This window comes from uncultured Ruegeria sp., assembly GCF_947504215.1.
GTDB lineage: Bacteria > Pseudomonadota > Alphaproteobacteria > Rhodobacterales > Rhodobacteraceae > Ruegeria.
On record NZ_CANNGO010000001.1, the window covers coordinates 165,428 to 192,141 of the forward strand.

At 57.5% G+C, this 26,714-nt stretch carries 27 protein-coding genes; 12 read left to right on the forward strand and 15 right to left on the reverse strand.

Annotation, left to right across the window (positions count from 1 at the left end; all coding sequences use genetic code 11):
* The first annotated feature begins 99 nt into the window (after positions 1 to 99).
* Complete coding sequence (locus Q1B21_RS00795; protein WP_299884729.1) at positions 100 to 828, forward strand: cytochrome c; 729 nt, start codon at positions 100 to 102, stop codon at positions 826 to 828.
* Here the strand turns inward: Q1B21_RS00795 and Q1B21_RS00800 are convergent.
* Positions 822 to 2,777 (reverse strand): 4Fe-4S binding protein, encoded by a 1,956-nt coding sequence (locus Q1B21_RS00800; RefSeq protein ID WP_299884731.1) that lies wholly within the window; start codon positions 2,775 to 2,777, stop codon positions 822 to 824. The genes Q1B21_RS00795 and Q1B21_RS00800 overlap by 7 nt on opposite strands.
* 260 nt (positions 2,778 to 3,037) lie before the next feature.
* Between Q1B21_RS00800 and Q1B21_RS00805 the strand changes: the two genes are divergently transcribed.
* The 10 genes from Q1B21_RS00805 (at position 3,038) to Q1B21_RS00850 (ending at position 12,198) form a co-directional block, all read left to right on the forward strand.
* Entirely contained in the window at positions 3,038 to 3,592 is a 555-nt protein-coding gene (locus Q1B21_RS00805) for a DUF3305 domain-containing protein (protein ID WP_298932420.1), read from the forward strand.
* Positions 3,589 to 4,167 (forward strand): DUF3306 domain-containing protein, encoded by a 579-nt coding sequence (locus Q1B21_RS00810; RefSeq protein ID WP_299884733.1) that lies wholly within the window; start codon positions 3,589 to 3,591, stop codon positions 4,165 to 4,167. Before Q1B21_RS00805 ends, Q1B21_RS00810 begins: the two co-directional genes overlap by 4 nt.
* 4 nt (positions 4,168 to 4,171) lie before the next feature.
* Positions 4,172 to 4,783: a molecular chaperone gene (locus Q1B21_RS00815; protein ID WP_299884735.1), complete on the forward strand. Its 612-nt coding sequence runs from the start codon at positions 4,172 to 4,174 to the stop codon at positions 4,781 to 4,783.
* A gap of 57 nt (positions 4,784 to 4,840) precedes the next feature.
* Positions 4,841 to 5,029, forward strand: a complete 189-nt coding sequence (locus tag Q1B21_RS00820) for a ubiquinol-cytochrome c reductase iron-sulfur subunit N-terminal domain-containing protein (RefSeq protein WP_299884739.1) — start codon at positions 4,841 to 4,843, stop codon at positions 5,027 to 5,029.
* 105 nt (positions 5,030 to 5,134) lie between these two features.
* Positions 5,135 to 8,029 carry a formate dehydrogenase subunit alpha gene (locus tag Q1B21_RS00825; protein ID WP_299884742.1) on the forward strand — a complete coding sequence of 965 codons (2,895 nt, stop codon included), beginning with the start codon at positions 5,135 to 5,137 and terminating at the stop codon, positions 8,027 to 8,029.
* A gap of 15 nt (positions 8,030 to 8,044) precedes the next feature.
* On the forward strand, positions 8,045 to 8,641 hold the full coding sequence (gene fdh3B, locus Q1B21_RS00830; RefSeq protein WP_039530246.1) for a formate dehydrogenase FDH3 subunit beta: 597 nt from the start codon (positions 8,045 to 8,047) through the stop codon (positions 8,639 to 8,641).
* Positions 8,642 to 8,714: 73 nt separating this feature from the next.
* Positions 8,715 to 9,923, forward strand: a complete 1,209-nt coding sequence (locus tag Q1B21_RS00835) for a formate dehydrogenase subunit gamma (protein ID WP_299884746.1) — start codon at positions 8,715 to 8,717, stop codon at positions 9,921 to 9,923.
* Positions 9,924 to 11,180, forward strand: coding sequence for a c-type cytochrome (locus Q1B21_RS00840; RefSeq protein WP_299884749.1), 1,257 nt, complete (start codon positions 9,924 to 9,926; stop codon positions 11,178 to 11,180).
* A gap of 19 nt (positions 11,181 to 11,199) precedes the next feature.
* The gene (locus tag Q1B21_RS00845) at positions 11,200 to 11,325 is read left to right on the forward strand and encodes a hypothetical protein (protein WP_299884752.1); all 126 of its coding nucleotides are present in this window, start codon (positions 11,200 to 11,202) and stop codon (positions 11,323 to 11,325) included.
* On the forward strand, positions 11,326 to 12,198 hold the full coding sequence (locus tag Q1B21_RS00850) for a helix-turn-helix transcriptional regulator (protein ID WP_299884755.1): 873 nt from the start codon (positions 11,326 to 11,328) through the stop codon (positions 12,196 to 12,198).
* Between the two features lie 12 nt (positions 12,199 to 12,210).
* On the opposite strand, the gene Q1B21_RS00855 is transcribed toward Q1B21_RS00850, so the two are convergent.
* The 10 genes from Q1B21_RS00855 to Q1B21_RS00900 form a co-directional block, all read right to left on the reverse strand.
* On the reverse strand, positions 12,211 to 13,029 hold the full coding sequence (locus tag Q1B21_RS00855; RefSeq protein ID WP_299884758.1) for a substrate-binding domain-containing protein: 819 nt from the start codon (positions 13,027 to 13,029) through the stop codon (positions 12,211 to 12,213).
* 21 nt (positions 13,030 to 13,050) lie between these two features.
* Entirely contained in the window at positions 13,051 to 13,785 is a 735-nt protein-coding gene (locus Q1B21_RS00860; RefSeq protein WP_299884761.1) for an ATP-binding cassette domain-containing protein, read from the reverse strand.
* The gene (locus tag Q1B21_RS00865; RefSeq protein WP_299884764.1) at positions 13,778 to 14,491 is read right to left on the reverse strand and encodes an ABC transporter permease; all 714 of its coding nucleotides are present in this window, start codon (positions 14,489 to 14,491) and stop codon (positions 13,778 to 13,780) included. The genes Q1B21_RS00860 and Q1B21_RS00865 overlap by 8 nt, the downstream gene beginning before the upstream one ends.
* A gap of 154 nt (positions 14,492 to 14,645) precedes the next feature.
* Complete coding sequence (locus Q1B21_RS00870) at positions 14,646 to 15,635, reverse strand: ABC transporter substrate-binding protein (RefSeq protein ID WP_298932442.1); 990 nt, start codon at positions 15,633 to 15,635, stop codon at positions 14,646 to 14,648.
* 62 nt (positions 15,636 to 15,697) lie between these two features.
* Positions 15,698 to 16,543, reverse strand: a complete 846-nt coding sequence (locus Q1B21_RS00875; RefSeq protein ID WP_299884769.1) for an ABC transporter permease — start codon at positions 16,541 to 16,543, stop codon at positions 15,698 to 15,700.
* Positions 16,540 to 17,457 carry an ABC transporter permease gene (locus Q1B21_RS00880; protein ID WP_299884771.1) on the reverse strand — a complete coding sequence of 306 codons (918 nt, stop codon included), beginning with the start codon at positions 17,455 to 17,457 and terminating at the stop codon, positions 16,540 to 16,542. The genes Q1B21_RS00875 and Q1B21_RS00880 overlap by 4 nt, the downstream gene beginning before the upstream one ends.
* Positions 17,454 to 17,885 (reverse strand): GNAT family N-acetyltransferase, encoded by a 432-nt coding sequence (locus Q1B21_RS00885; protein ID WP_299884774.1) that lies wholly within the window; start codon positions 17,883 to 17,885, stop codon positions 17,454 to 17,456. Before Q1B21_RS00885 ends, Q1B21_RS00880 begins: the two co-directional genes overlap by 4 nt.
* On the reverse strand, positions 17,885 to 18,682 hold the full coding sequence (locus tag Q1B21_RS00890) for an ABC transporter ATP-binding protein (RefSeq protein WP_298932450.1): 798 nt from the start codon (positions 18,680 to 18,682) through the stop codon (positions 17,885 to 17,887). The genes Q1B21_RS00885 and Q1B21_RS00890 overlap by 1 nt, the downstream gene beginning before the upstream one ends.
* 55 nt (positions 18,683 to 18,737) lie before the next feature.
* Positions 18,738 to 20,192, reverse strand: coding sequence for a dihydropyrimidinase (hydA, locus tag Q1B21_RS00895; RefSeq protein WP_299884777.1), 1,455 nt, complete (start codon positions 20,190 to 20,192; stop codon positions 18,738 to 18,740).
* A 93-nt stretch (positions 20,193 to 20,285) separates the two neighbouring features.
* On the reverse strand, positions 20,286 to 21,536 hold the full coding sequence (locus tag Q1B21_RS00900; protein ID WP_299884780.1) for a Zn-dependent hydrolase: 1,251 nt from the start codon (positions 21,534 to 21,536) through the stop codon (positions 20,286 to 20,288).
* A gap of 170 nt (positions 21,537 to 21,706) precedes the next feature.
* Between Q1B21_RS00900 and Q1B21_RS00905 the strand changes: the two genes are divergently transcribed.
* Positions 21,707 to 22,315 (forward strand): TetR family transcriptional regulator C-terminal domain-containing protein, encoded by a 609-nt coding sequence (locus tag Q1B21_RS00905; RefSeq protein ID WP_299884783.1) that lies wholly within the window; start codon positions 21,707 to 21,709, stop codon positions 22,313 to 22,315.
* 52 nt (positions 22,316 to 22,367) lie between these two features.
* On the opposite strand, the gene preA is transcribed toward Q1B21_RS00905, so the two are convergent.
* The 4 genes from preA to Q1B21_RS00925 form a co-directional block, all read right to left on the reverse strand.
* The gene (gene preA / locus Q1B21_RS00910; RefSeq protein ID WP_299884786.1) at positions 22,368 to 23,672 is read right to left on the reverse strand and encodes an NAD-dependent dihydropyrimidine dehydrogenase subunit PreA; all 1,305 of its coding nucleotides are present in this window, start codon (positions 23,670 to 23,672) and stop codon (positions 22,368 to 22,370) included.
* Positions 23,673 to 23,692: 20 nt separating this feature from the next.
* On the reverse strand, positions 23,693 to 24,529 hold the full coding sequence (locus Q1B21_RS00915) for a methyltransferase domain-containing protein (protein ID WP_299884789.1): 837 nt from the start codon (positions 24,527 to 24,529) through the stop codon (positions 23,693 to 23,695).
* Positions 24,530 to 24,572: 43 nt separating this feature from the next.
* Positions 24,573 to 25,907 carry an NAD(P)-dependent oxidoreductase gene (locus Q1B21_RS00920; RefSeq protein ID WP_299884792.1) on the reverse strand — a complete coding sequence of 445 codons (1,335 nt, stop codon included), beginning with the start codon at positions 25,905 to 25,907 and terminating at the stop codon, positions 24,573 to 24,575.
* Between the two features lie 158 nt (positions 25,908 to 26,065).
* Positions 26,066 to 26,698 carry a cupin domain-containing protein gene (locus tag Q1B21_RS00925; protein ID WP_299884795.1) on the reverse strand — a complete coding sequence of 211 codons (633 nt, stop codon included), beginning with the start codon at positions 26,696 to 26,698 and terminating at the stop codon, positions 26,066 to 26,068.
* Positions 26,699 to 26,714: the final 16 nt, after the last annotated feature.

Consider the following 26,714-nt stretch of genomic DNA (forward strand, 5'->3'; position numbering starts at 1 on the left):
CCTTTGAACTGCGCCACCGTGTGGTTGCTTTTCATTGCATGTGTCTCCGTCTTTAACCGTTCATTTGACGCATTTGCCCCTTGCCCGTTAGGCTTGGTCATGCGCTTTGTCCTTTTGTGCCTGAGCCTGACGCTCACCGCCAGCCCCTCTTGGTCGCAAGAGGCAATTGGCCTCGCCGCCCCGGCCGAGGTTTCGGGATCTGGCCTGTTGCAACATATTCTGCCCCGCTTCTCTCTCAAGACCGGCATACGCGTGATCGCAGATGAATCCGGTACAATGTCCATTACGACTACACCATCCGGAAACCCTGTCTTTGCCCGTGACGGGATTATCTACCACCTGAACATTGACGACGATCCCCGTCAGGATCGGTTCCGCGAGTGGATGCTGTCCGATATCGGCAAGCGTACAATCGAAAGCTATGCGCCCCCTCAGGGCTCGGCGTTCAGCGCGAGTTTTGAAATCATTGCAACAGAAGAAACCACGACCTTGGATGGTGACGCTGTATTGGGCGAGAAGCTGTCGATGACCCATTGCGGGCGATGCCATGTGATCGGACCCAAAAACCGAATGAACGGTTTGGGTTCGACCCCGTCTTTTGCCGTGTTGCGCGCCATGCCGGATTGGTCGGATCGATTTGAAGCGTTCTTTGCATTGAACCCCCACCCGGCGTTTACGCAAATCGACGGGATCACGCCTCCTTTTGACCCGGAACGTCCCTCGCCCATTTATCCGGTTGAAATGTCGGTGGACGATCTTGAGGCGATCCTCGCCTTTGTCTCGGTCATCAGCGCAGCCGATCTGGGCGCGCCTTTGCAGCATCAGTGATCTTTCCGTTTTGAAAGATAATCGTCTGTCGTGACGACACGTGGCTTTGGTTTGGATTGAAACGGATTATCCTTAAGCTGAAACTGCGCATTCACCCTGCAATCATCGCACATCTGGATCATGCGCGCCTGCTCGGACGTGGCAAACATCGGGTGTGTTCCTGACAGCTTGTCCATAATGCGCTCGACCGTCGACTTGACCCCAAACAAAGCGCCGCATTCGACACAGGCAAATGGTTCCTCTTCATTCAGCACTTGCTGTGACAAGGCCGCATCACTCAGATCAAATTGGGGAACCAGGGTTATGGCAGTCTCGGGGCAAATCGTCCGGCACAGCCCACATTGCAGGCACGCGTCTTGCTGAAAGTTCAGCTGCGGCGTGTCCGGATTATCGATCAACGCACCCGAAGGGCACAGCGATACACAGCTGAGGCACAATGTGCAGGCGTCAGTATCTACCGCAACGGCCCCATAGGGCGCATCTTTCGGCAGTGGCAGCGGGGCCTCGGCCTGTGGGTTCAACGCTTGTGCAGCAAGCCGTGCGATCTGTCTGCGATTGCCCAGCGGTAACACCGGATCGGCCAACGGGGCCGGAACCATTTGGTCATAAAGACGGTCAGACATTGCATCGGGATCGGCGTCATCAATCAGGCCCAATCCAGCGTCTCCGGCGATGGCCTGCGCCAGCTCAAGCTCACGATCCAACGCATCCCGTTCGGTTGTTGGCGACAACAGGACATCGACCCGCGCAAACCCATGCGCTAAAGCGGCGAGCATCTCGGCATGGCCAAATCCTGAAATCACGCCAAGCTCCAAGGGGATGACATCCGCTGGCAAGCCCCGTCCAAAGCGGGCGGCCAGGCGGATCTTCTCGGCCCCATTTGCATCATGCACCAACAAACGCGGTGCGACACCGCCCGCGTGGCGGTAACTGCGGGCCAGAATGTGCATCCGTGACAGCAGCGCCGATACCGGAGGATCTTCATATGTGATTGCGGTTGAAGGGCAAATCGCAGCGCACGCTCCGCACCCGGCGCAAACCATTGGATCGATTGAGACATGTTCACCCGCGGGTGTGATCGCCCCAGTTGGACAGATATCCAGACAGTTCGTGCAAGCAACCTGTTCGGCCCGGGAATGAGCGCACAAGGTTTCTTCCATGCGGACGTATAAGGGTTTCTCAAAAGTTCCGACCAGTTGCGCCGCTTCAAACGCCAAACGTTCAACTGCAATTGTATCTCGGGGGTCGGCGCGCAAATAGCCTTCGCGTTTGGCCGGGGCCGACACAAAAGCCTTTCCCCCGGTTAGGTCTATCAGGATGTCACAAGACGACCGTGCACCGTCCCTAGGGTCGGTCCAGCCAAACGGGCCACGCCCACCAGGTTCAAGTTGTTGCAACGCATCCAGATTGATCAAAAAACCACCCAATGCGCCTTGGACCGCCCGAACCTGGCCGCGGACCACGTCATAAACGCGCGAAACAGGCTGAGAGTCATCTGAAACCACGACCGTGACAGCCAGCGTTGCAGACAGCCGCTCTGCCAGGTCAAACGCCACATCTCCAGGACCGATAATACAACAGGTGCCTTCGCTCATCACATCTACGCTTTGTGTGACCGGCAGCGGTAAAAGGGCCTCGGCAGCCAGGGCGGCCATCTTCGCGGACGCATCCTGCCCTTGTTCCGACCATCCCGCGCGGTCGCGCAGATCGACAAAAGCTGGGGTTTCCATGTCCAGATCTGCAGCGAGATCGCAAAACACATCCTGTTCCTGACCACAGGCGATCAGAACGGCTTCGCCATCTTTCATAAGCTCAGCAGCGGTGCTCATTTCGCGAGTACACAAAGCGGTATGGACCTTCGAGCAAGCGACATCACAGGCTAAAGCGATCTGGTCCGCATCCAGTGATTGCGTCCCCTCGCAATCACAGAGCAATAGTTTGGTTACCATATCCCTCCCCCGGACAGCTTCCATTCTAACAGGACATTAGGCTGTACCCCCCCAGACGCAATGTAAACCCTGCGGGCCACGTCGTTTTCAACAACCCGACACATCGTTAACACCTAAAAACAGGGGCGTCCGACAACAAGATCACGAATACGTAACCACTTCTAAGACTAAGGTCGTACACTGCGGGCTTGGCACGAGGCCATTTTGTGTACCATAGTGGACGCAGGGGAAGGCTGGGGAGAGCCTTCCGGGGAGGACGCGTGGCAAAAGCCGCAAGCCAAATCGAAATGCCTGTTGGCGTAATCGTGCGCAAGACACCCGGCGTGACCCGTTGGGCAAAATGGTGCTGGCGCGCGGTTGCCGCCTTGCCCGGTGCCGGACCCGCCGATTGGCAGGAGTTGCGGCGCGAAGGCGACGCCATCGAATACCATGCCGCCACACTGCCCCTGGTGCTTTGGGCTGACGAGGCTGAGGCCTATATGGTCAACCTTTCTGACGGGCAGCCTTCGATCTATCTGGTCCTGCGGGATGAGATAAATGGTGAGCGACCGATGGACGCTGTTTTGATCACAGCCTCTCCGTTCGAAGGTCAGGATTATGCTGATACCGGCGAAGAGATTGTAGAGAAGATCCCGATGTCCGAAGGCCTGATCGCCTGGGTTCGGGATTTCGCCTTGGAACATCATCGTGATGAGGTTTTCGTCAAGCGCCGTCGCGACAAGAAACGGACGGACCTTGTTGAAGACGGCAAAGGCGACGCACGCATCCGGCAAGACTCGGACGTGTACCGCGCCCCGCGGAGGGTCGTGCAATGAGCGAAGCCCGCGATTTCTGGTCCCGCCGCAAAGCCGCCGTTCAGGCCGAGGTTGACGCCGAGCACGCAGCTGTCGAGGCACAGGTTGTCGCCGCGCAGCAGGCTGAGCTTGAAGAAAAGACCGATGCCGAGATACTGGCAGAGCTCGACCTGCCCGATCCGGACGAGTTGCAAGCAGGTGACGATGTCTCAGGCTTTATGGCCAAAGCAGTGCCTGACCGCCTGCGTCGCCGCGCATTACGCCGGTTGTGGCGGCTAAACCCTGTTCTGGCCAATGTGGACGGGCTGGTGGATTACGGTGAAGATTACACTGACGCCGCCTGCGTAGTCGAAAACCTGCAGACCGCCTACCAGGTTGGCAAGGGAATGCTGGCTCATATCGAAGCTTTGGCTGCCGCCGAAGACAAAAGCGAACCCGAGGTGGAAGCTGAACCCGAGCCGCTGGAGCCAGAAGAAGAGACGACCCCAGACCCTGCGCCACCTGCGCAGACCGTCGAATTGGCGCACGCGGACGAGGTTGAAGAAGCCGAAATTGCCCCTGCTCCGCGTCGTATGACATTTGAATTTGAAGGATAACGAAATGGCCGCAAACAACGCACAAAATCTGGAGGTTTCGGCCGAGGATCGCCTGCGCGCGGATTTCTACAATTTTCTCGGATTGCTGCTCTCAGGTCCGCCCGATCAGATGTTGCTAGATCAGATGCGCGGGCTGTCGGGGGATGAAACAGATTTGGGACAGGCCATCCAGGCGATGGCCCGTGTTGCCAAGGTGACCAAACCGCCAGCGGCTGACCGCGAGTTCAACGCCCTTTTCATCGGCCTTGGACGCGGAGAGCTTCTGCCTTACGCCAGCTTCTACCTGACAGGGTTCCTGAACGAAAAGCCATTGGCGCAGTTGCGCAACGATATGGCCGCGCGCGGCGTGACGCGCGCCCAGAATGTGTTCGAACCCGAGGATAACATCGCCTCGCTGATGGAGATGATGGCCGGAATGATCGTGGGCCGATTTGGCGCTCCCGCTTCGTTGGATGAGCAAAAAGAGTTCTGGAACAAGCACATCGGCCCGTGGGCCGCGCATTTCTATTCGGATTTGGAAGCCGCTGAAAACTCGGTTCTCTATGCCTCGGTCGGTACGGCCGGTCGGGTCTTTATGGAGATCGAACGTGAAGCGTTTCGAATGACGGCGGCCTAGCCCGCCATTCACCGGTACCCGACGGGTGCCACACCGCAAATGGGAAAGGAGACCCCCATGAGCAAGACCAAGGAAGAAGGTGCCACGCGCCGCGACTTCCTCAAACTGGCCGGAACCGCAGCGCCCGCTGCCGTTGCCGCAGTCAGCCTGAGCGGAGAGGCCGAAGCAGCAGAGCTGCCGACGGATGAGACCCGCATGCAGGACACCGCGCACACGCGCGCATACCTGGACAGCGCCCGGTTCTAAACCGGACGGCGTCATACCCGACAGACGGTTGCGATTGGCCCTGACGTCGGTTTCGAGAAGTACCAAGCCAGCCATGGCTTACATGGCCAGCAAGGGAGGAAAGAAATGCTTAGGAAAAAGACCAACGGGGTTGCGAGACGCCCCCAGCGGACAAGTATCCTGTCCCAGGTCGGCGAGAAAACCGTCGATCGCCGCGCGTTCCTGCGTGGCTCGGGCCTGACGATCGGCGGCCTTGCCGCGATCAGCGCTACGGGTGGAACCGTGACGCCGGCCAGCGCCCAGACAGCGGCCAATCAGGCCGTCGAAAACATCAAATCAGTCTGCACCCACTGCTCAGTGGGCTGTACCGTCGTTGCCGAAGTGCAGAACGGCGTCTGGATCGGGCAGGAACCCGGCTGGGACAGCCCCTTCAACCTGGGTGCGCACTGCGCCAAGGGGGCCTCGGTCCGCGAGCACGCCCATGGCGAACGCCGTCTGAAGTATCCGATGAAAAAGGAAGGCGGCGAGTGGAAGCGCATCAGCTGGGAAGAGGCGATCAACGAGATCGGCGACGGCATGATGTCTATTCGTGAAGAATCCGGCCCTGACAGTGTCTATTGGCTAGGATCCGCGAAGCATAACAACGAACAGGCTTATCTGTTCCGCAAATTCGCCGCCTATTGGGGCACGAACAACGTGGATCATCAGGCCCGTATCTGCCACTCGACCACCGTTGCGGGTGTTGCGAACACATGGGGCTACGGCGCCATGACCAATTCGTACAACGACATCCATAACTCCAAAGCCATCTTCATCATCGGCGGCAACCCGGCCGAGGCGCATCCGGTCTCACTGCTGCACGTTCTGCGCGCGAAAGAGCAGAACAATGCACCGCTGATCGTCTGCGACCCGCGCTTTACCCGCACCGCAGCGCATGCAGATGAATATGTCCGCTTCCGCCCCGGCACCGATGTGGCGCTGATTTGGGGGATGCTGTGGCATATCTTCGACAACGGCTGGGAGGACAAAGAGTTCATCCGCACCCGTGTCTGGGGCATGGATCAGATCCGTGAAGAGGTCGCCAACTGGACGCCGGAAGAGACCGAGCGCGTCACCGGCGTACCGGGTTCACAGCTGAAACGCGTGGCGCGGACTATGGTCAACAACCGCCCCGGCACCGTGATCTGGTGTATGGGTGGCACCCAGCATACCAATGGCAATAACAACACCCGCGCCTATTGCGTGCTGCAGCTTGCGCTTGGCAACATGGGCACCTCGGGTGGTGGCACCAACATCTTCCGCGGCCATGACAACGTGCAGGGCGCGACAGATCTTGGTGTTCTGTCCCATACCCTGCCCGGGTATTACGGCCTGTCGAAGGGCGCATGGGGCCATTGGGCACGCGTTTGGGGCGAAGAACCCGATTGGCTGGCTGGTCAGTTCGCCACGATCAAGGACAAGGAGGGCAAGGACAAACCGCTGCAAAATGAGCGCGGCATCCCGGTCTCTCGCTGGATCGATGGTGTTCTGGAAGACCCCGGAAATATGGATCAGGACAACAATGTCCGCGCCATGGTTCTTTGGGGGCACGCACCGAACTCGCAAACGCGCGGGACGGAAATGAAGACGGCGATGGAAAAGCTGGACATGCTGGTCGTTATCGACCCGTACCCGACTGTTTCTGCCGTTATGCATGACCGCACCGATGGCGTTTATCTGCTGCCGGCCTGTACGCAGTTCGAAACCCGTGGCTCGGTCACGGCCTCGAACCGCTCGCTGCAGTGGCGCGATAAGGTGGTCGATCCGCTGTTCGAAAGCCTGCCGGACGAGGTCATCATGGCCAAGTTCGCCAACAAGTTTGGCTGGGCCGACCGCTTCTTCCGCAATATCGAGATGGAAGACGCCGAGACCCCGAATGTCGAGAGCATCACGCGCGAGTTCAACTCGGGCCTCTGGACCATCGGCTATACCGGTCAGTCGCCGGAGCGTTTGAAAAGCCATATGGCCAACCAGCACACGTTTGACAGAACCACGCTGCAGGCGATTGGTGGCCCGAACGACGGCGAATACTACGGCCTCCCCTGGCCTTGCTGGGGTACGGCAGAGATGGGTCATACAGGGACACCAAACCTCTATGACATGTCGAAACCGGTGGCCGAAGGTGGTCTGACCTTCCGCGCCCGTTTTGGCGTGGAACGGGACGGTGACAACCTGCTGGCTGAAGGGGTCTATAGCGTCGGATCGGAAATTCAGGATGGTTATCCCGAATTCACGATGCAGATGCTGATGGACCTTGGCTGGGACGGAGGCCTAACGTCCGAGGAACGCGCGGCAATCGACGCCGTTGCGGGGCCGGAAACCAACTGGAAAACCGACCTGTCCGGCGGCATCCAGCGGGTTGCAATCGAGCATGGCTGTGCGCCCTTCGGGAACGCCAAGGCCCGCGCGGTTGTCTGGACCTTCCCGGATCCAATCCCACTGCATCGCGAACCGCTCTACACGAACCGGCGCGATCTGGTTGAGGACTATCCGACCTACGAGGACCGTCAGGCCTATCGCCTACCCACGCTTTACGCATCGATTCAAAAGAACGACTTTTCAAAGGATTATCCAATAATCCTCACGTCTGGTCGTCTGGTCGAGTATGAGGGCGGCGGCGATGAGACACGGTCAAACCCGTGGCTGGCTGAACTGCAACAGGACATGTTCGTCGAGATCAACCCGCGCGATGCCAACAATCTGGGCATTCGTGACGGGGCACAGGTCTGGGTCGAAGGTCCCGAGGGCGGCAAGGTCAAGGTAATGGCGATGCTGACCAACAGGGTCGGTGCCGGCGTGGCCTTCATGCCGTTCCACTTTGGCGGCCATTTCCAGGGCGAGGACCTACGGGACAAGTACCCCAAAGGCGCCGACCCCTATGTACTGGGTGAAGCTAGCAACACCGCCCAGACCTATGGCTATGATTCAGTGACCCAGATGCAGGAGACCAAAGCCACTCTCTGCAAGATCTGGTCAGCGTAAGGAGGAATAGAGAAAATGGCAGCAAGAGCAAAATTTCTCTGCGACGCCGAACGCTGCATCGAGTGCAATGCCTGCGTCACCGCGTGTAAGAACGAGCACGAGGTGCCGTGGGGCGTGAACCGCCGCAGGGTGGTGACGATCAATGACGGTGACCCGGGCGAACGCTCGATCTCGGTGGCCTGTATGCATTGCTCGGACGCGCCTTGCATGGCGGTGTGCCCGGTCGACTGCTTCTATCAGAACGAGGAAGGGGTCGTCCTGCATTCCAAGGACCTGTGCATTGGCTGTGGTTATTGCTTCTATGCGTGCCCGTTTGGCGCGCCGCAATACCCACAGGCGGGCAACTTCGGATCACGCGGCAAGATGGACAAATGTACCTTCTGCGCCGGCGGCCCTGAAGAAACGCACTCGACCGCAGAGTTCGCCAAATATGGTCGCAACCGGATCGCCGAGGGCAAACTGCCCATCTGCGCCGAGATGTGTTCCACCAAGGCCCTGCTCGCCGGTGACGGCGATGTTGTCTCGGCAATCTACCGCGAGCGCGTCGTCGCGCGCGGGTTTGGTTCGGGCGCTTGGGGCTGGGGCACCGCCTACGATCAGAAAGACGGCTAAGACCGCTTTCATTGACCAAACAGGCGACCCGCAAACGTGGGTCGCCTGATCTGGAATTTTGACCGAGGTTCAGATGTTCCGCTTACTCATCGCATTTCTGTTCACCGTTGGATTGACTCAGAGCGCTATTGCGCAATCGAGCGACAATGAAGTCGTCACACAGACCGACGAACGCACCTCGACCGGAGGCGCGACGACGTTGGAAGACATTCTCGCGCGGCAACGTGGCGAGAAGGTGGACAACAGTTACCGTTCCGAGAACACCGGGCAAGGCAATGTCGAAGGCCTTATGGGTCAGTTTGGCGCCCGTGGTGTGGCGTCGGACAGCGATGTCTATCGGGCGCTTCGTTATGGATCGGCTGATGTAACCGTGTCATCCCGAGGGCCCGCCGATAGCGTTTTGATTCAGGATGGCGGTATGTGGTGGCTGAGCTTTCGCACTGGCCCCTTGCGTGACTACGGAACTTATATTCTCGGCGGTATGCTCGTTGTCTTGCTGTTGTTTTTCCTGATCCGTGGGAAAATCAGAATTGATGGCGAGAAAACGGGGCGGACCGTGACCCGCTTTAACGGCTTCGAACGGTTCGGCCACTGGCTGTTCGCCGGGTCGTTTCTTGTATTGGGCGTTACCGGCCTGCTGACACTTTATGGCCGCGACTTCCTGATCCCTATCTTCGGAAAAGAAGCCTTCGCGATGATCGCCCAAGGGTGCAAGTGGCTGCACAACAACCTTGCCTGGGCATTCATGCTGGGCCTGGTGATTGTCACCGTGAACTGGATTGCGCATAACATACCCAACCGCACAGACCTGAAATGGCTGGCCGCCGGCGGCGGGTTGTTCACCAAGAACAGCCATCCCCCAGCCAAGAAATTCAATGCCGGGCAAAAGATCATTTTCTGGCTTTGCATTCTTCTGGGCGTATCGATCAGCCTGTCGGGCCTCTCGCTGCTGTTTCCGTTCGAGATGCCGCTGTTTGCTAAGACGTTCTCAATTGCCAACTCAACCGGCCTGCCCCAGATGCTGGGCCTGAGCCTTCCCGCGCAGATGTCACCTCAGGAAGAAATGCAGTATGCCCAGCTCTGGCACGTGATCGTGGCCTATGCGTTCATCGCGATCATCCTTGCACACATCTATCTTGGATCAGTGGGCATGGAAGGTGCGTTTGATGCCATGGGCACCGGCGAAGTCGAAGAACAATGGGCCCGCGAACATCATTCGCTATGGCTTGAAGAAGTTCAGGAAAAAGAGGCCAGCAAGGCATCGGCCTCACCCGCCGAATAGATGCGGGGATTGGTGCTGGTCCTGGCGCTGCTGCCCCTGCCCTCCTGGGCAGAGTTCTTTACTCTGAAAGGGCATGGCGGACCGATCATGGGGATCGCCACTGCACCTGATGGACGCATTGCAACTGCCAGTTTTGACAATTCCGTCGGACTGTGGACCGGGCAGACCCCGGAATGGCTGGAAGGGCATGAGGCCGCGGTGAACTCGGTCGCCTTCAACGGCACCGCGATCTACTCTGCAGGGGACGATTTCACCCTGCGCCGTTGGCCCGGTGGTGGGATCGTCGGTCAACATAAGGGCAAGATTGTCGGTTTGGCCGCCTCGAAAACCCATGTCGCCACTGCAAGCTGGGATGGAACGATTGGTCTTTGGCCGGTGGATGGGTCCGATCCACAAACGCTTGGCCCAACCGGCAGTGGCGTCAACGCTGTGGTGTTTTCGCCCGATGGGTCAGAACTCTATTCAGCGGGAATGGACGGAGCCTTGCGCATTTGGGATGTGTCCAACGGACAGGAAACAAACCGATTGGTGGAACATGGATTCGGCATCAATGAGCTTATTTTAAACGCGCAAGACAATTGGATCGCGTATGGCGCAGTCGATGGCGTGACCCGCATTCTAGACCTGGAAACCGGGGAAGAGCGCGACTTCACATTGGACCGACGCCCGATCCTGGCGCTTGCCCTCAGCCCTGACCGAAGTCTTTTGGCCGTTGGGGATGGCGAAGGCTACATCATGGTCATCGACACCGCCGAATGGCGCATCGCTCAGGATTTCCGGGCAACCTTGCGTGGACCGGTTTGGGCGCTGGCTTTTTCGGTCAATGGCGAGAATCTTCATGCAGGCGGCATTGATGAGGCTATGTACAGCTGGCCGGTTACCGCCTTATCAGATCAGAAACAAATGGCGGCAGCGGAACCAAGCTTTCTGAAAAACCCTGAAAAAATGGGGAATGGGGAACGGCAGTTTTCCCGAAAATGCTCGATCTGTCATAGTCTAACGCCAGATAGTGTGCGACGCGCTGGCCCAACCCTTCATGGCATCTTTGGGCGATCTGCTGGAACGCTGCCGGGATATTTGTACTCGGATACGCTGCAAGACTCTGATATCATTTGGAATGACGAGACGATAAATGCCCTTTTCGACGAGGGCCCAGACCACTACATTCCGGGATCGAAAATGCCGATGCAAAGGATTGCCCAACCGCAGGACCGAGCCGATCTGATCGCCTTTCTGCGCCGTGCAACGGCAGACTAAAACTGAACCGGAGGAGATCATGAAAGCCTATCTCACCGCAATCGCGGCGATGGTCGTCATCACAGTTGCAGCACCGTTTGTGCTGGATCAGATCGGGTTTAGTGCCGCAGATGCGGGCTCTGGCTCTGCCGTGCGTCTCGACTGAATGTCCGAATATCTGACCACCCGGGAACTGGCCGATCTTCTGCGCATTGGCGAGCGGAAGGCCTATGACCTTGCTTCATCCGGCGAGGTCCCTTGTGTCCGCGCCATGGGGAAGCTGCTGTTTCCCAGAGCCGAAGTCATCGCCTGGCTCAATGCCTCACGCTCGGGTCCGCAGGTGGCGGAACCGCCTCTGCCCCCGATCGTCGCAGGCAGCCACGACCCTTTGCTGGACTGGGCGCTGCGAGAAAGCGGATCAGGTTTGGCCACCTATTATGACGGCTCATTCGACGGGCTAAGCCGCCTTGGCGCCCGCACGGCTCAGGCTGCCGCCCTGCATATCCACGAGGAACACGGGTTCAACACGCAATCCTTGCGCGATGCGCTCGGCGAAGCGCCGGTGGTTCTGTACGAAGTGTCCCGAAGAGAACGCGGATTGCTGCTGGCACCCGGTATCTCGGATATCGCGGGGTTCGACGACCTCAAAGCCCGTCGGGTCGTCTTGCGCCAAAACAGCGCCGCCAGCCAGCGGCTGTTTGATGCGCAGCTTGAGGCGCATGGAATGACCAGAGACGATCTGGAGACCCTACCCACCTGCGCCCGTACCGAAGAAGAACTTGCCGTCGCCCTTTACGACAGCAAAGCTGATGCTGGATTTGGCTTGGGTGCGTTAGCGGGGCTGTACGGGTTGGGCTTTGTGCCCACCCACACTGAACGGCTTGACCTGGCGATCTGGCGACGCGCCTATTTTGATCCGCCGATGCAGAAGCTGTTACGCTTCATGCAGTCTGATCGGTTTGCACAAAGATCCGCTGAATTTGGCGGCTATGATCTGGCGCAGATGGGAAGCGTTCACCACAATGGCGCCAGCGGATGAGCACAGCGCTGTTCATTCACCGGCGTTTGGGAAGAAAACCTGCTGCCCATCCAACATGTAGGACGCGATCGCCGCTTGCCCGTCCGGTCCGATCAGCCAATCAATAAACCGCTGCCCGGCATTTGCCCGCACGTGCGGGTGAGTTGTTGGGTTGACCAGGATGACGCCATATTGGTTGAACAGGCGCGTGTCTCCTTCGACGAGTACCTCAAGGCTGCCTTTGTTGCCGAAGGACAGCCATGTTGCCCTGTCGGTCAGGGCATACGCATCCATTCCGCTGGCAACATTCAACGTGGCACCCATGCCGGATCCGGTTTCCCGGTACCACGTGCCTGATGCGTCTGTTGGGTCAACACCAGCAGCGCTCCAATGGCCCATCTCGGCCTTGTGCGTTCCGCTGTCGTCCCCGCGCGAAACAAACGGCGCTTCGGCTGCTTCGATGGCGGTCAATGCAGTCAATATGTCAGCCCCTCCCCCAACCGCAGCCGGATCGGACTTAGGTCCAACCAGAATGAAGTCGTTGTACATGAGGTCAAACCGCTCGACCCCCCAGCCGTCGGCGACAAACTTTTCTTCATCAGGCTTGGAATGGACCATCAAGACATCACCGTCACCGTTGACGGCATTTCTGATGGCCTGACCCGTTCCCACTGCGACTACACGCACTTCGATCCCGGTTTCCGCCTCAAACCCTGGCAGAATGAAATCCAACAGGCCCGAGTTCTGGGTCGAGGTTGTGGATTGAACCACTATGAAAGGCTCCTCGGCCCAAGCGGGTCCAACCACCAGCCCAAGGGTCACCAATGCCGCCAGAATGCAATCCCGGAACATCAAATTCTCCGTCTCTTTGTTTTAAGTAATCAATCCGCCTGCCAAATAACGGCGCGATGCTTCGGTTTTTGGCGCAGTCAATACCTGTCTCGCTGGGCCATGTTCAACGACATTCCCGGCCTGCATCATCACCACATCCGACGCCAAACGGCGTGCCTGTCCGATATCATGAGTCACCATCACGATCCGCACACCCTTTTTCGACGCGCGCAGAACCATCCGTTCGATCATTTGCGTGGCACCCGGATCAAGCGCACTTGTGGGCTCGTCCAGCAGCAGAGTTTCCGGGTTCAGAGCCAGTGCGCGTAATATAGCAAGTCGCTGCGCTTCACCGCCAGAAAGAGACCGGGCAGACTGTCGCGATTTGCCTTCCAGGCCACCCTCGCCCAACAGCTCAACAATCCGTCGCTTGCGGTTCGTCCAACCAACCCCCTGCCGCCTGAGAACAAAGTCCAGATTGGCCGCCACCGACCGCCGCAACAACACCGGCTGTTGAAATACCATGGCCTGACGGGCCTTGTGATCCGAATTCAGCGAGGTGCCATCCTGCGTCACTTGCCCCCGGTTCGGAGTGATCAACCCATGCAGACAGCGCAACAAAAGGCTTTTTCCAGATCCGTTGGGACCCAAAATCAGAGTGGGGCCCGGACCGTCCAGTATCAGTTCGGGAACATCCAGCAGCGTTTTTCCGTTGCTCTGAACTTGTAACTCTCGCGCTTTCAGACACGTTGTCATTTCCGACACCAGGTCACGCATGACGCAATCCTTCCTGCTCGGCCCGCAGGCTCAGCGTGCTGACCATGGCGTTCACGGCCACGGCAATGCCAATCAGGATCGCACCTAGGGCCAACGCGAGCGCCAGATTGCCCTTCGAGGTCTCCAACGCAATGGTCGTGGTCATGACACGCGTGACGTGGTTGATATTGCCGCCGACGATGATCACCGCTCCGACTTCGGCAATAGCGCGTCCGAAACCAGCCAATAGAGCCGTTACCAGCGCAACGCGTGCGTCCCATAACAACACAGGGACAGAGGACAATCGGGACACTCCCAAAGACCTGAGTTGCTCGGAATATTCCTCGGCCAACATCTCGGTCACTTGTCGCGTTAACGCAGCGATGATGGGCGTGACCAGAACCACTTGAGCGAGGATCATAGCGTTTGGTGTGTATAACAGTTCAAGCACACCCAACGGCCCAGAACGCGACAGCATAAGATATACCAGCAGGCCCACAACCACGGGCGGGAGCCCCATCAGAGCGTTCATCAACACAATCATCACCCGTCGGCCCGGAAACCGTGCAACAGCCAACGCCGCCCCAACAGGCATACCGATAATCGCAGCGATCAACACGGCAAACATAGAAACACGCAGAGACAAGAGCACGATTGCCCAAAGCTCTGAGTCTCCTTCGAAGATCAAAGAAAGGGCCTTGCTGAATTCTGATGCAAAATCATGCATTTTCTACGCGCTGAACCTCATATCGTATGAAATGCTTGTAATTTCACTGAAATACTACCGCAATTCCCACTCAAGTACAGTTACGAATCCGACATCGTGAACGAAAAACGCGGCCCGGATTGGACCGCGTTCATCTACGTTACTAAGGGGTGCTTTAGTTCAGGGCCGCATCCGTGATTTGATGGGTCCAGGCACCGTCGGGCTGCTGGGTGATCACCGGATCCGAACCACCTGCAAGCAATGTGCCTACCGTGCGCTCAAAATCTGCAGGATCCAATGCACCGTTTGAGCCTGCCGTCAGCTTAGCAATTTCACCCATCATGCGTTTCTGATGCTCTTCGGTCTGTGCGCCGGTTTCGTCATTCTCCAGCACAATATCAGCCGCTTCATCCGGGTTTTCTTCGGCGTATTTCCACCCCTTCATCGAGGCACGGACGAAGCGCTCCATCTTGTCGACAAAGGCTGCATCGCTCAGGTTTTCCTCAAGCACATACAAGCCATCTTCCAGTGTCGCCACGCCCTGGTCCTCGTATTTGAAGGTCACCAGTTCTTCCGGAGCAACACCCGCGTCGATGACCTGCCAGTATTCGTTATAGGTCATGGTACTGATGCAATCGGCCTGACGCTGTAACAGTGGGTCAACGTTAAAGCCCTGCTTCAGTACCTCGACACCGCTTTCACTCTTGCCGCCGGTGTCGATGCCCAACTGGCTCATCCAACTCATGAACGGGAATTCATTGCCGAAGAACCAAACGCCCAGCGTGCGGTTCTTGAGGTCCGCAGGTTCGGCAATGCCAGCATCTTTCCAGCAGGTCAGCATCATACCCGAGCTTTTGAACGGCTGCGCGATGTTAACCAAAGGCAGGCCTTTTTCCCGTGCGGCCAAGGCTGCTGGCATCCATTCGACAGTCACGTCGGCCCCGCCCCCCGCGATCACCTGTGTCGGTGCGATGTCGGGACCGCCGGGCAGAATCGTGACATCCAGACCCTCTTCTTCGTAAAAGCCTTTGTCCTTGGCCACGTAGTAGCCTGCGAACTGCGCTTGTGTGACCCACTTGAGCTGTAACGTCACCTCATCCGCAGCAAGCGCTGCGCTGGCGGCCAGGCTAAAGGCGGCAACCGCCCCGCTGAGTAGCTTATTCATCTTCATTTCTCCTAGTTGCTAATTGCGCCCCGTTCACGGGGTCTGTTGAAGTATTTCCTTTGTTATCCGCGTTGCGATGGGTGCCAGAACGTCACCGCTTTTTCGATCATCGCGACCAATCCGTAAAACGCTGTACCAGCCAGCGCGGCCACAACGATCTCGGCCCAGACCATATCGAGCGACAATTGCCCGACGCTGGTCGATATCCGAAACCCCATGCCCAAAGTGGGCGAGCCAAAGAACTCTGCCACGATAGCGCCGATCAACGCCAGAGTGGTGGAAATCTTCAACCCGTTGAAAATGAATGGCATCGCGGCAGGCAGACGTAGCTTCAGGAAGCTTTGCCAATAACTCGCCGCGTAGGTCTCCATAAGATCACGCTGCATGGCTGTGGCCTCGCGCAGCCCGGCGACGGTGTTCACCAACATGGGAAAAAAGACCATAACCACCACGACGGCCGCCTTGGAATGCCAGTCAAACCCGAACCACATCACCAGAATGGGCGCGGTCCCAACAATCGGCAAAGCCGCCACGAAATTGCCAACCGGCAACAGACCAAGGCGCAGAAAATCCCAGCGATCCACCGCAATCGCCATCAGGAAAGCCGCGCCACACCCAAGGATGTACCCGCTGAGTGCCCCCTTGATGATGGTCTGAACAAAATCTGCCCACAGGATGGGTAAGCTGTCGGCAAAACGCACAGCGATCACAGATGGCGCGGGCAGAATGACCAAAGGCACTTCGAGCCCGCGCACCAACAACTCCCATATCCCAATGATTGTCAGACCAAAGATCAACGGGGCCAGAAACCGGACCATACGCGTGTCGGCTTGCGGTCCGCTGGCCAGACGACTGTTCAACCACCAGCCAAGAAGCCAAAGACCGAATGCAAATAGCACCAACATCATTGCGCCATCCCCATCCTCTTAAGCACTGATCGCTCCATCAGGCCAAGTAGCCCGACGAGACACGCAGCCAGAATGGCAGCCGCAAACAGAGCCGACCAGATCTGGACCGTTTGACCGTAATAGCTGCCCGCCAACAGTCGCGCACCCAATCCAGCGACCGCGCCAGTTGGCAACTCTCCGACAATTGCGCCGACCAGCGACGCGGCGATACCGATCTTGAGCGACGTAAACAAGTAAGGCATCGATGCAGGCAGACGCAGTTTCCAAAACCCCTGCCCCCTGGTTGCGTTGTAGCTCTGTAGAAGGTCAAGCTGCATCGCATCTGGGCTGCGCAGGCCTTTGACCATCCCAACGACGACAGGGAAAAAACTCAGATAGGCCGAGATCACTGCCTTGGGAATAATCCCCTGAATGCCCACCGAATACAGAACTACAATGATCATCGGTGCCAACGCGATGATCGGAATGGTCTGACTGACGATGGCCCAGGGCATGACCGACAGATCCATCACCCGGCTATGCACAATCCCAACGGCCAACAGAATGCCCAGCCCTGTGCCAATCGCAAATCCCAGCATTGTCGCGCTGAGCGTGACCCAGGCGTGATAGATCAAGGACCGTTTTGAGGTGATCTTTTTGAGAACAGTCGTTTCCCACAGCTCTACCGCGACCTGATGTGGCGCGGGCAGACGAGGACGGTCCTGTGCCCATGTGGCCGGAATGGCAAAGCTGTTGTCCAGTGTCAGGCCGATCTCGCTCATATCCCGACGGTCTTTGGCCGACGGGGGCTGTACTTCGGCCCCGGCGCGTTCCTGTTCGGTCAGAACGCCTTTGATGTTCATTGGAACACAGGCGGCGTACCAAAGCACGACAATCGCGGCGATCACGGTCAGGATTGCAAAAACCTGCTTCATGCCCGCCACTCCATCCGGATTACCGGCAAAGTCTCGGGCGGTGTCGGCGGTTCCATTCCCGTTGCCTCAAACCCTTCGCGCCGATAGAATTTTTGTGCGGATTTGTTTGGCTCATGCGTCGTCAGCCAAAGGTAGTCGCGACCTGTCTTGGCTTTGTCTAACAATTGCTTCCCGATCCCTTGTCCGGTTCGCAGACAGTACAGGGCACCGACTTTGTTTTCTTTAGGGTCAACGGACATGTAACAATCCACCGGGTCGCCGGCGACCCAGATTTCCCGGCTTGGGAAAGCTTCGCGGATCAAGGCCGTCATCACTTCTTCCGGCAGCTCGTCCGGCATCCAATCAGTCTGGGTCGCCCATGTCGAAATGACATGCCCACAGGCCGAAATGTCATCCTGCGTTGCTCTTCTTATGTCGGCGCCCGCCATCAGACGTCATCTCCGTGCCCGGCCCGCAAACCCTCGCGGACGCGGTGAGCGACTTCGATAAACTCTGGCGTATCACGGATGTCCAGCGGTCTTTCCTTGGGCAACGGGCTGTCAATCACATCGGTGATCCGCCCGGGCCTGGGGCTCATCACCACAATCTTGGTGCTCAGATAGACCGCCTCTGGGATCGAGTGCGTTACAAAGCCAATGGTCTTTTCCGTGCGCGCCCAAAGGGCCAACAGTTGTTCATTCAGATGATCCCTTACGATCTCATCCAGCGCACCAAACGGCTCGTCCATGAGAAGAATGTCTGCATCAAATGCAAGTGCTCGCGCGATGCTTGCACGTTGCTGCATACCCCCCGAAAGCTGCCAAGGGAATTTCCCACCGAACCCTTCGAGATCAACGAGTTCCAGGACGTTTCTGACCCGCTCCGCTTGCTCTGCAGCCGAGTAGCCCATGATCTCAAGCGGCAGTTTGACGTTTTTTGCAATGGTCCGCCACGGGTAGAGACCCGCAGCCTGAAACACATAGCCATAAGCGCGGTTCCGACGCGCTTCATCAGGGGTCATACCATTTACGGTAAGTGTCCCCCCGGTCGGCGCTTCAAGCGCCGCGATACAGCGCAAAAAAGTGGTTTTGCCACAGCCCGAGGGCCCGATGAAACTAACGAACTCACCCTTGTTGATCGTCAGGCCTACATCTTTGAGCGCATGAATAGGTCCGTCATTTGTCTGGAAAGTGAGGTCCAGCTGCCTTGCCTCGATAACGGGCTGGGTCGTGCTTTCAGTATTCATTCCATTGCCTTGAAAAGAGTTGGCATTGGGCCGCAAGATAGGCGACCCGTGCACGTCATACGCCCGTCGCCGGTATACCCGACCGCTCAACCGGCCGCGGCGCTGTCAGCTCTTTCCACGTACTCAGCGCTTTGTTGACATGGCTGTTCGGTTTCCGCGCAACAAAGTCGCCATGACCTTCCTGCGTTCGGATTTCGCCGTCATGCACCGCTACCTGACCTCGTGTGAGTGTGAAGCGCGGCAACCCTCTGACCTCTTTCCCCTCAAACACATTATAGTCGATGGCAGATTGCTGGCTGTCAGCGCTGATCGTCTTGGATTTCTCCGGATCCCAGACAACGATGTCCGCATCCGCACCAACCAAAATTGCCCCCTTTTTAGGATAGCAATTCAATATCTTGGCAATGTTTGTTGAAGTGACCGCAACGAACTCGTTCGGAGTTAAACGTCCAGTGCCCACACCGTTGGTCCATAACATCGGCATCCGGTCTTCCAGCCCCCCTGTACCGTTGGGAATCTTGGTGAAATCCCCAACGCCATAGCGTTTTTGCTCGGTCGTAAAGGCACAGTGGTCAGTCGCCACAACGCTTAGTGAGCCTGATTGTAGACCAGCCCACAGGCTGTCTTGATGCTGCTTGTTACGGAAGGGCGGGCTCATGACACGGCGCGCAGAATGGTCCCAGTCAGGGTTGAAATACTCGCTCTCATCCAGCGTCAGGTGCTGGATCAAAGGTTCGCCCCAGACCCGCTTGCCCTGCATCTTGGCGCGACGGATCGCCTCGTGCGCCTCTTCGCAGGACGTGTGGACGACATAAAGCGGTACACCCGCCATATCGGCGATCATGATCGCGCGATTCGTGGCCTCTCCTTCAACTTGCGGTGGACGGGAATAGGCGTGTGCCTCCGGCCCAGTATTGCCCTCAGCCAGCAGCTTGGCGCTTAGTTCGGCGACCACATCACCATTTTCGGCATGCACCATTGCGACACCACCAAGTTCGGCCAACCGCTTGAACGAGGAAAACAACTCGTCATCATTCACCATCAGCGCGCCCTTGTAGGCCATGAAGTGCTTGAATGTGTTGATGCCGCGTGTTTCGATCACCGTCTTGATGTCGTCAAACACCTGTTCGCCCCACCAAGTGACAGCCATGTGAAACGAATAATCGCAATTCGCACGCGTCGATTTGTTGTCCCAGCGCTTCAGCGCGTCCAGCAGGCTTTCACCCGGGTTCGGCAAAGCGAAATCGACCACCATCGTGGTCCCGCCCGCCAGCGCTGCTCGCGTACCGCTTTCGAAATCATCACTGGAATAAGTGCCCATAAACGGCATTTCCAGATGCGTATGCGGGTCGATCCCGCCGGGCATCACGTAACAGCCGGTGGCATCCAGTTCCTTGTCGCCTTTAAGATCCAGACCGATCTCGGTGATGACACCGCCTTCGACCACAACATCCGCCTTGTATGTCAGATCAGCGGTAACGACTGTTCCGTTCTTGATCACAGTGCTCATTTTCAACTCCCTGATGCGGTCTTCGCCGCTTGCTTCATCTGGCCAGAAATATCCCGGGGGAGTCGCCCAACGGGCGACGGGGGCAGCGCCCCCCTATCCCACAATCTCTGCCGTTTCGACAACGGCATGCAACAGAACATCCGCCCCTGCTGTGGCCCAGTCTTTGCTGATCTCTTCAGCTTCGTTGTGACTGAGCCCATCAACACAGGGGCACATGACCATGGCCGTCGGCGCCACCCGGTTGATCCAGCAGGCATCATGCCCTGCGCCCGAGATGATGTCGGTATGGGAATAACCCAACCGCTCGGCAGCGCTGCGCACTGCAGCAACGCAGGCCACGTCGAATGTTACAGGATCAAACCCGCCAACTTTCTCGAACTCGATCTGCAGACCCATTTCTTCGACAATGTCTTCCGCTGCAACACGCAGGCGGTTTTCCATATCCGTGATCACGTCCAGATCAGGTGATCGCAGATCGACCGTGAACACCACCTTGCCGGGGATGACGTTGCGAGAGTTCGGATAGACATCGATATGCCCCGCCGCACCAACCGCATGTGGCGCGTGGGACCATGCGATTTCATCCACTTTTTCCAAGACCCGCGCCATCGCCAGCCCGGCGTTCTTGCGCATCGGCATCGGGGTTGACCCGGTATGCGCATCCTTGCCGGTTATGGTGATTTGCGTCCAGCTTAGGCCCTGCCCGTGCGTGACGACGCCGATATCCTTTTCTTCGGCTTCAAGGATTGGTCCCTGTTCAATGTGCAGCTCGAAAAAAGCGTGCATTTTGCGTGCGCCAACCTCTTCATCGCCGCGCCAGCCGATCCGGTTTAACTCATCGCCGAACTTTTTCCCCTCGGCATCCTCGCGGTCATAGGCCCAATCCTGCGTGTGCATGCCGGCAAAGACACCCGAGGACAACATGGCCGGGGCGTAGCGCGTGCCTTCTTCATTGGTCCAGTTGGTCGCTATTATCGGGTGTTTCGTTTTGATGCCCAAATCATTCAGGGTACGGATAATTTCCAATCCGCCTAACACCCCCAGCACACCATCGTATTTGCCGCCGGTCGGCTGCGTATCCAGATGCGATCCGACATAGACCGGCAAGGCCTCAGGCTCGGTGCCCTCGCGCCGGGCAAACATGTTGCCCATCTGGTCCAGTCCCATTGTGCATCCAGCATCCTCGCACCACTTTTGAAATAGGGCACGCCCCTCGGCGTCATCATCCGTCAAGGTCTGGCGATTGTTGCCACCCGCAACACCAGGACCGATCTTGGCCATCTCCATCAGACTATCCCATAGCCTATCGCCATTAGTCCTGAGATTTTGCGCCGGAGCTGCCATAGTCTTTCCCCTGTTGCTTGCGATTTGGCTCGCTTTTGGTGTCTTGATTTGACCATCTGGTCAAACTCACGCTATCACGGGTTCGACATCAGTCAAGAAATTGCGCGACACAGCCGAGATTTTCGGCGTATTTCGCACCTGCTTGACGGAAAAAGAGACACGCTGGAAACATGCCCAAAGACCGCGCACCGACCCGAATACAGAAAAAGAATCGCGCTGCGATTATCGAGGCCGCCCTGAACGTGTTTTCAGCGCATGGATTTCGCGGTGCAACCGTGGATCAGATTGCGGCCGAGGCAGGCCTGAGCAAGCCAAACCTTTTGTATTACTTTCCGTCGAAAGAGGCGATCCACACGGCATTGCTGTCCGGCTTGCTCGACGTCTGGCTTGCCCCGCTACATGATCTGGACGAAACCGGAGACCCCCTGCAGGAAATCCTGTCCTATGTTCATCGCAAGCTTCAGATGAGCCGCGAGTTACCAAGGGAAAGCCGCCTGTTCGCCAACGAGTTGGTGCAGGGCGCGCCGCGCATTCACCAGGCATTGTCGAATGACCTGAGGGTTTTGGTCGATGAGAAGTCCGAAATTTTAACACAATGGATGGACCAGGGAAAGATTGCGCGTCTTCATCCCCACCACCTGATCTTCTCGATCTGGGCGTTGACGCAGCATTACGCTGATTTTGACGTGCAAGTTCGGGCAATCCTAGGGGATGAAGATCCCTTTGAAGGTGCTGAACCATTCATTGATACGCTGTATCGGAAGCTTCTTACTCCATAAAAAAGGGCCATGAACCGGCCCCTTTTTTGCGAGTTATCTAACCTGTATTCCGCTATTCAGCCGCTTTGGCCATTGGGTTGTTGGGATGTGTTGTCCAGTTGGCATATTCTTTCTGCACAACGGTGCCCGTTCGCGGATCCACTTCACCGGCGTCCATCGGCACCATCGAGATGCACCCCTCAACCGGGCACACATCTACGCAGAGGTTACAGGCGACGCATTCTTCGTCGATCACTTCGAATACACGGTCAGGCGTCATTGAAATTGCCTGATGGCTGGTGTCCTCGCAGGCGGCATAGCACCGGCCGCATTTGATGCACTGATCCTGATCGATCTTCGCCTTGGCGATGTAGTTGAGGTTCAGATACTGCCAGTCCGTCACATTCGGAACCGCGCGGCCAACAACTTCAGAGACGTTGGAATATCCTTTTTCATCCATCCATTCAGACAGCCCGGCAGTCAGTTCATCAATGATCTTAAAACCGTATGTCATGGCCGCCGTGCAGACCTGAACATTGCCGCATCCCAAAGATATGAATTCCGCTGCATCGCGCCAGGTGGTCACGCCTCCGATGCCCGAAATTGGTAGACCATGCGTATCAGGATCGCGGGCAATCTCAGACACCATCGACAAAGCAATCGGCTTGACCGCCGGCCCGCAATATCCGCCATGGCTGCCCTTACCATCGATCGAGGGTTCAGGGCTGAACGTGTCCAGATTGACGCTGGTGATCGAATTAATCGTGTTGATCAGCGACACCGCGTCCGCACCGCCATTTTTGGCTGCAGCGGCAGGCTTGCGAACATCAGTGATGTTTGGCGTCAGCTTCACGATGACCGGCCGATCATAGTATTTTTTGCACCACCGGGTTACCATCTCGATATATTCAGGTACTTGCCCAACGGCGGCGCCCATACCGCGTTCGCTCATCCCATGGGGACAGCCAAAGTTCAGTTCAATTCCATCTGCCCCGGTTTCTTCGACGCGCGGCAGAATAGCTTTCCAGGCCTCTTCCTCGCACGGCACCATGATCGAGGCGATCAAGGCGCGGTCCGGGTAGTCAGCTTTCACGCGGGCCATTTCTTCAAGGTTCACTTCAAGCGGTCGGTCCGTGATCAGTTCGATGTTGTTGAGACCCAACAACCGACGATCTGCGCCGTAAATGGCGCCATAACGCGGTCCGTTCACGTTCACGACCGGCGGCCCTTCGGACCCCAGAGTTTTCCAAACGACACCACCCCATCCGGCCTCAAAGGCGCGGCGGACGTTGTATTCCTTGTCGGTTGGCGGTGCTGAGGCCAGCCAATATGGGTTAGGGCTGGAAATTCCCAGAAAGTCAGTTGTCAGATTGGCCATGGGTACTCCTTCCCGGCTCCTCAGCCGGTTTTCTTGAAAATCATTTCCGTCGGGCGAATGCGCCGGGCTTCAAGGTTTGCGACATAGTTTTGGAATTTTTCAGGTGCCGTCTCGCCCATCATCAGGTGAATCCCCAGCGGCGCTGGTCCGCTTTCGGCAACACGTTCAAAGACCTCTTGGAAAAATGCGATCGCGAATTCCGTGCGATCGTTTTCCGCGACCAGTTCCATGCCCGCAGCCGCCGCCGCATTCTTGTAAACATCAGGCGAGTCGACAAACGATGTCTCGGGCAGCGTCGACCATGGCAATGGGAACGCCAAAGGTTCGTCAATGGACCCACCCATAACATCGAACAACGCGAAGGTTCCGCCCGTGGCCAGAGCGCGCGCCACTTCAGAAAACAGCCCGGCCTTGTCATCGATATTCATGCCAACATGCAACATCACGGCCAGATCGAAACCAGCATCCGGTACCGGTAAATCCAACGCACTACCTACCTGAAAGCTCATCTTCTGCGACAGGCCGACAAGGTCGCTAAGCGCAATCGCCGTCTCGACAAACTCCGGTGTCAGATCAACTCCGGTGACGTTCGAGTCGTAATGATCCACGACGTACCGCGAAGTGCCACCAATGCCGCAGCCAATATCCAAGACGCGCGTGGCATGGGTTGGTGCAAGCTGGGCAAACAAATGATCTGTCGCCGCAACTCCGCCCGTGTGGAACTCATCACCAGCCTTCAGGTCCGCGACCGTCGCCGCATCAGGATCAACGCCACTGGCCTGCAAGGCGTCGCGCACCCGTTCTGTCAGGGCACCGGTTGTGTAATGTTGAGCAACTGCATCTTCGATCTGGGACATGAGGATACCTCAGCGATATAGGAGAGTTGGATGTCTCACCCTATCACGAAACAAGCGTTGCGTGGATGTCCATCGCGGCATCCCGACCTTCGGCAACCGCTGTCACGGTCAGGTCTTCCCCGCCTGTGGCGCAGTCTCCGCCCGCCCAGACACCGGAAATCGACGTCCGCCCGGCACCGCTGACAGCGATCTTGTTTCCGTCCAAGGTCAACCCTTCCGGTGCGCCTTCCAAGGTTTGCCCAATTGCCTTGAGAACCTGATCCGCCTGCACCCGGATAGTTTCTCCGGTCCCGGACAGTTTTCCGTCTTGGCTGGCGGTGTATTCCAACTCAATCTCTGCTGCCGCGCCATTTCCATGGATTGCAACCGGCTGGACATTGGTCATGATCCGCACCCCGTGCGAGGCTGCAAGGTCCTGCTCGTACCGGCTGGCCCCCATTGCATCGCGACCGCGACGATATGCTATCGTCACATGTTCCGCGCCCAGCAGCTTGGATTTCACAGCCGCGTCTACGGCCGTCATTCCGCCGCCAATCACCACGACATTGCGCCCGACGGGCAGATGCGCCAGATCTGACGCCTGCCGTACGTCCGATATGAAATCGACCGCATGTCGCACGCCCTCTTTCTCGGCACCTTGCGACCGCAGAGCGTTCACGCCGGCAAGGCCAATGGACAAGAAGACGGCGTCATAGTTTTCCTGCAGCCCTTGCAATGAGATCGTCTCACCAAGAACCGAGCCCGTTTCGATTGCGATGCCGCCAATCTTCAGCAGCCAATCAACCTCGGCCTGCGCAAAATCATTAGTCGATTTGTAGGCTGCGATTCCGTATTCGTTCAGGCCGCCCGGCTTGGGTTTGGTTTCGTGGATCACCACGTCATGGCCCAACATCGCCAAACGGTGCGCACAGGCCAGACCCGCAGGCCCTGCCCCGATCACCGCGACTGTCTTTCCGGTCACCGGCGCGCGTTCAAAAGGATGTTCGCCTGTGGCCATCAGGTCGTCGGTGGCAAAGCGCTGCAAGCGTCCGATCTCAACCGGTTTACCCTCGGCCGCTTCGCGCACGCAGGCTTCTTCACACAGTGTCTCGGTCGGGCACACGCGGGCGCACATGCCACCCAGAATGTTCTGTTCCAAGATCGTTCGCCCGGCCGCCTGCGGCTGACCTGCCTGAATCTGGCGAATGAAAAGCGGTATATCGATATCCGTCGGACAGGCCGTGATACATGGCGCGTCGTAGCAAAAATAACAACGATCAGCCGCAACCGCAGCTTCGTGCGGCGCCAATGGCGCATGCAGATCGCTGAAATTCGAGGTCAGCTCATCGCTGGAAAGCCGCCCGGAGACAATGCCGGGTGCCATCTGGCCCTGTGCCATCACTCTACTCCCTGTAGATATGTTCGTTATGGCACCAGCTTGCCACATTCTCATTTTTTATCAATTGGTAAAATTTGCCAAATGGTCAAAAAATGAAAAATCCGGGCCACAGACCCGGATTCCAGCGAAAATCGCCTCAATTTCGTGCAGGTTTTAACTCAGACCATGCTGCTTAGGTGACCGGATTTGGTCCAAACACGTGCTCCGCCCTCTCCTGCGATAGCCTGAGATTGCGTTCCCGGCGGCAGGCGCAGCCAATCCCAAGCCGAGAATTCTTCGCCCCCTTCGGCAAAACTGCCGTCCACGACAAAGACCTCCAGCCCCTGATCAGAATCCAATTGGACGACCTCACCGGCGCGCCAAGTTTGAACCCGCACATCCTCATGCGCGTCCTGAAACAGCTGCAGGTCATCATCACCGCTGATCGAGCGATGAACTTCTGTTCGGTCTTGCGGATCAAACTGATGCAACTTGACCAGAATTGTCGCGCCTGCCATCGCTGATGGCGTATGCGACGTGGTCGGCGGGTTGCGCACATAACTACCCACAGGGAAATCTCCGCTTTCATCCTGAAACACGCCGTCCAGAACCAGATACTCCTCACCACCATCATGCGTATGCGCGGCAAAGGCGCTGCCGGGGACAAATCGTACGATCGTGGTCGCACGCGCAACTTCGTCTCCGATCCGGTCCAGCATCTTGCGGTCTACCCCGGTTGCTGGGGACGCCACCCAATCGGTCTCATCAAAATGGACCGCAACACGTTTGGTGAAGTCTGCATTGACCCGCATCATCTCTCTCCTGAAC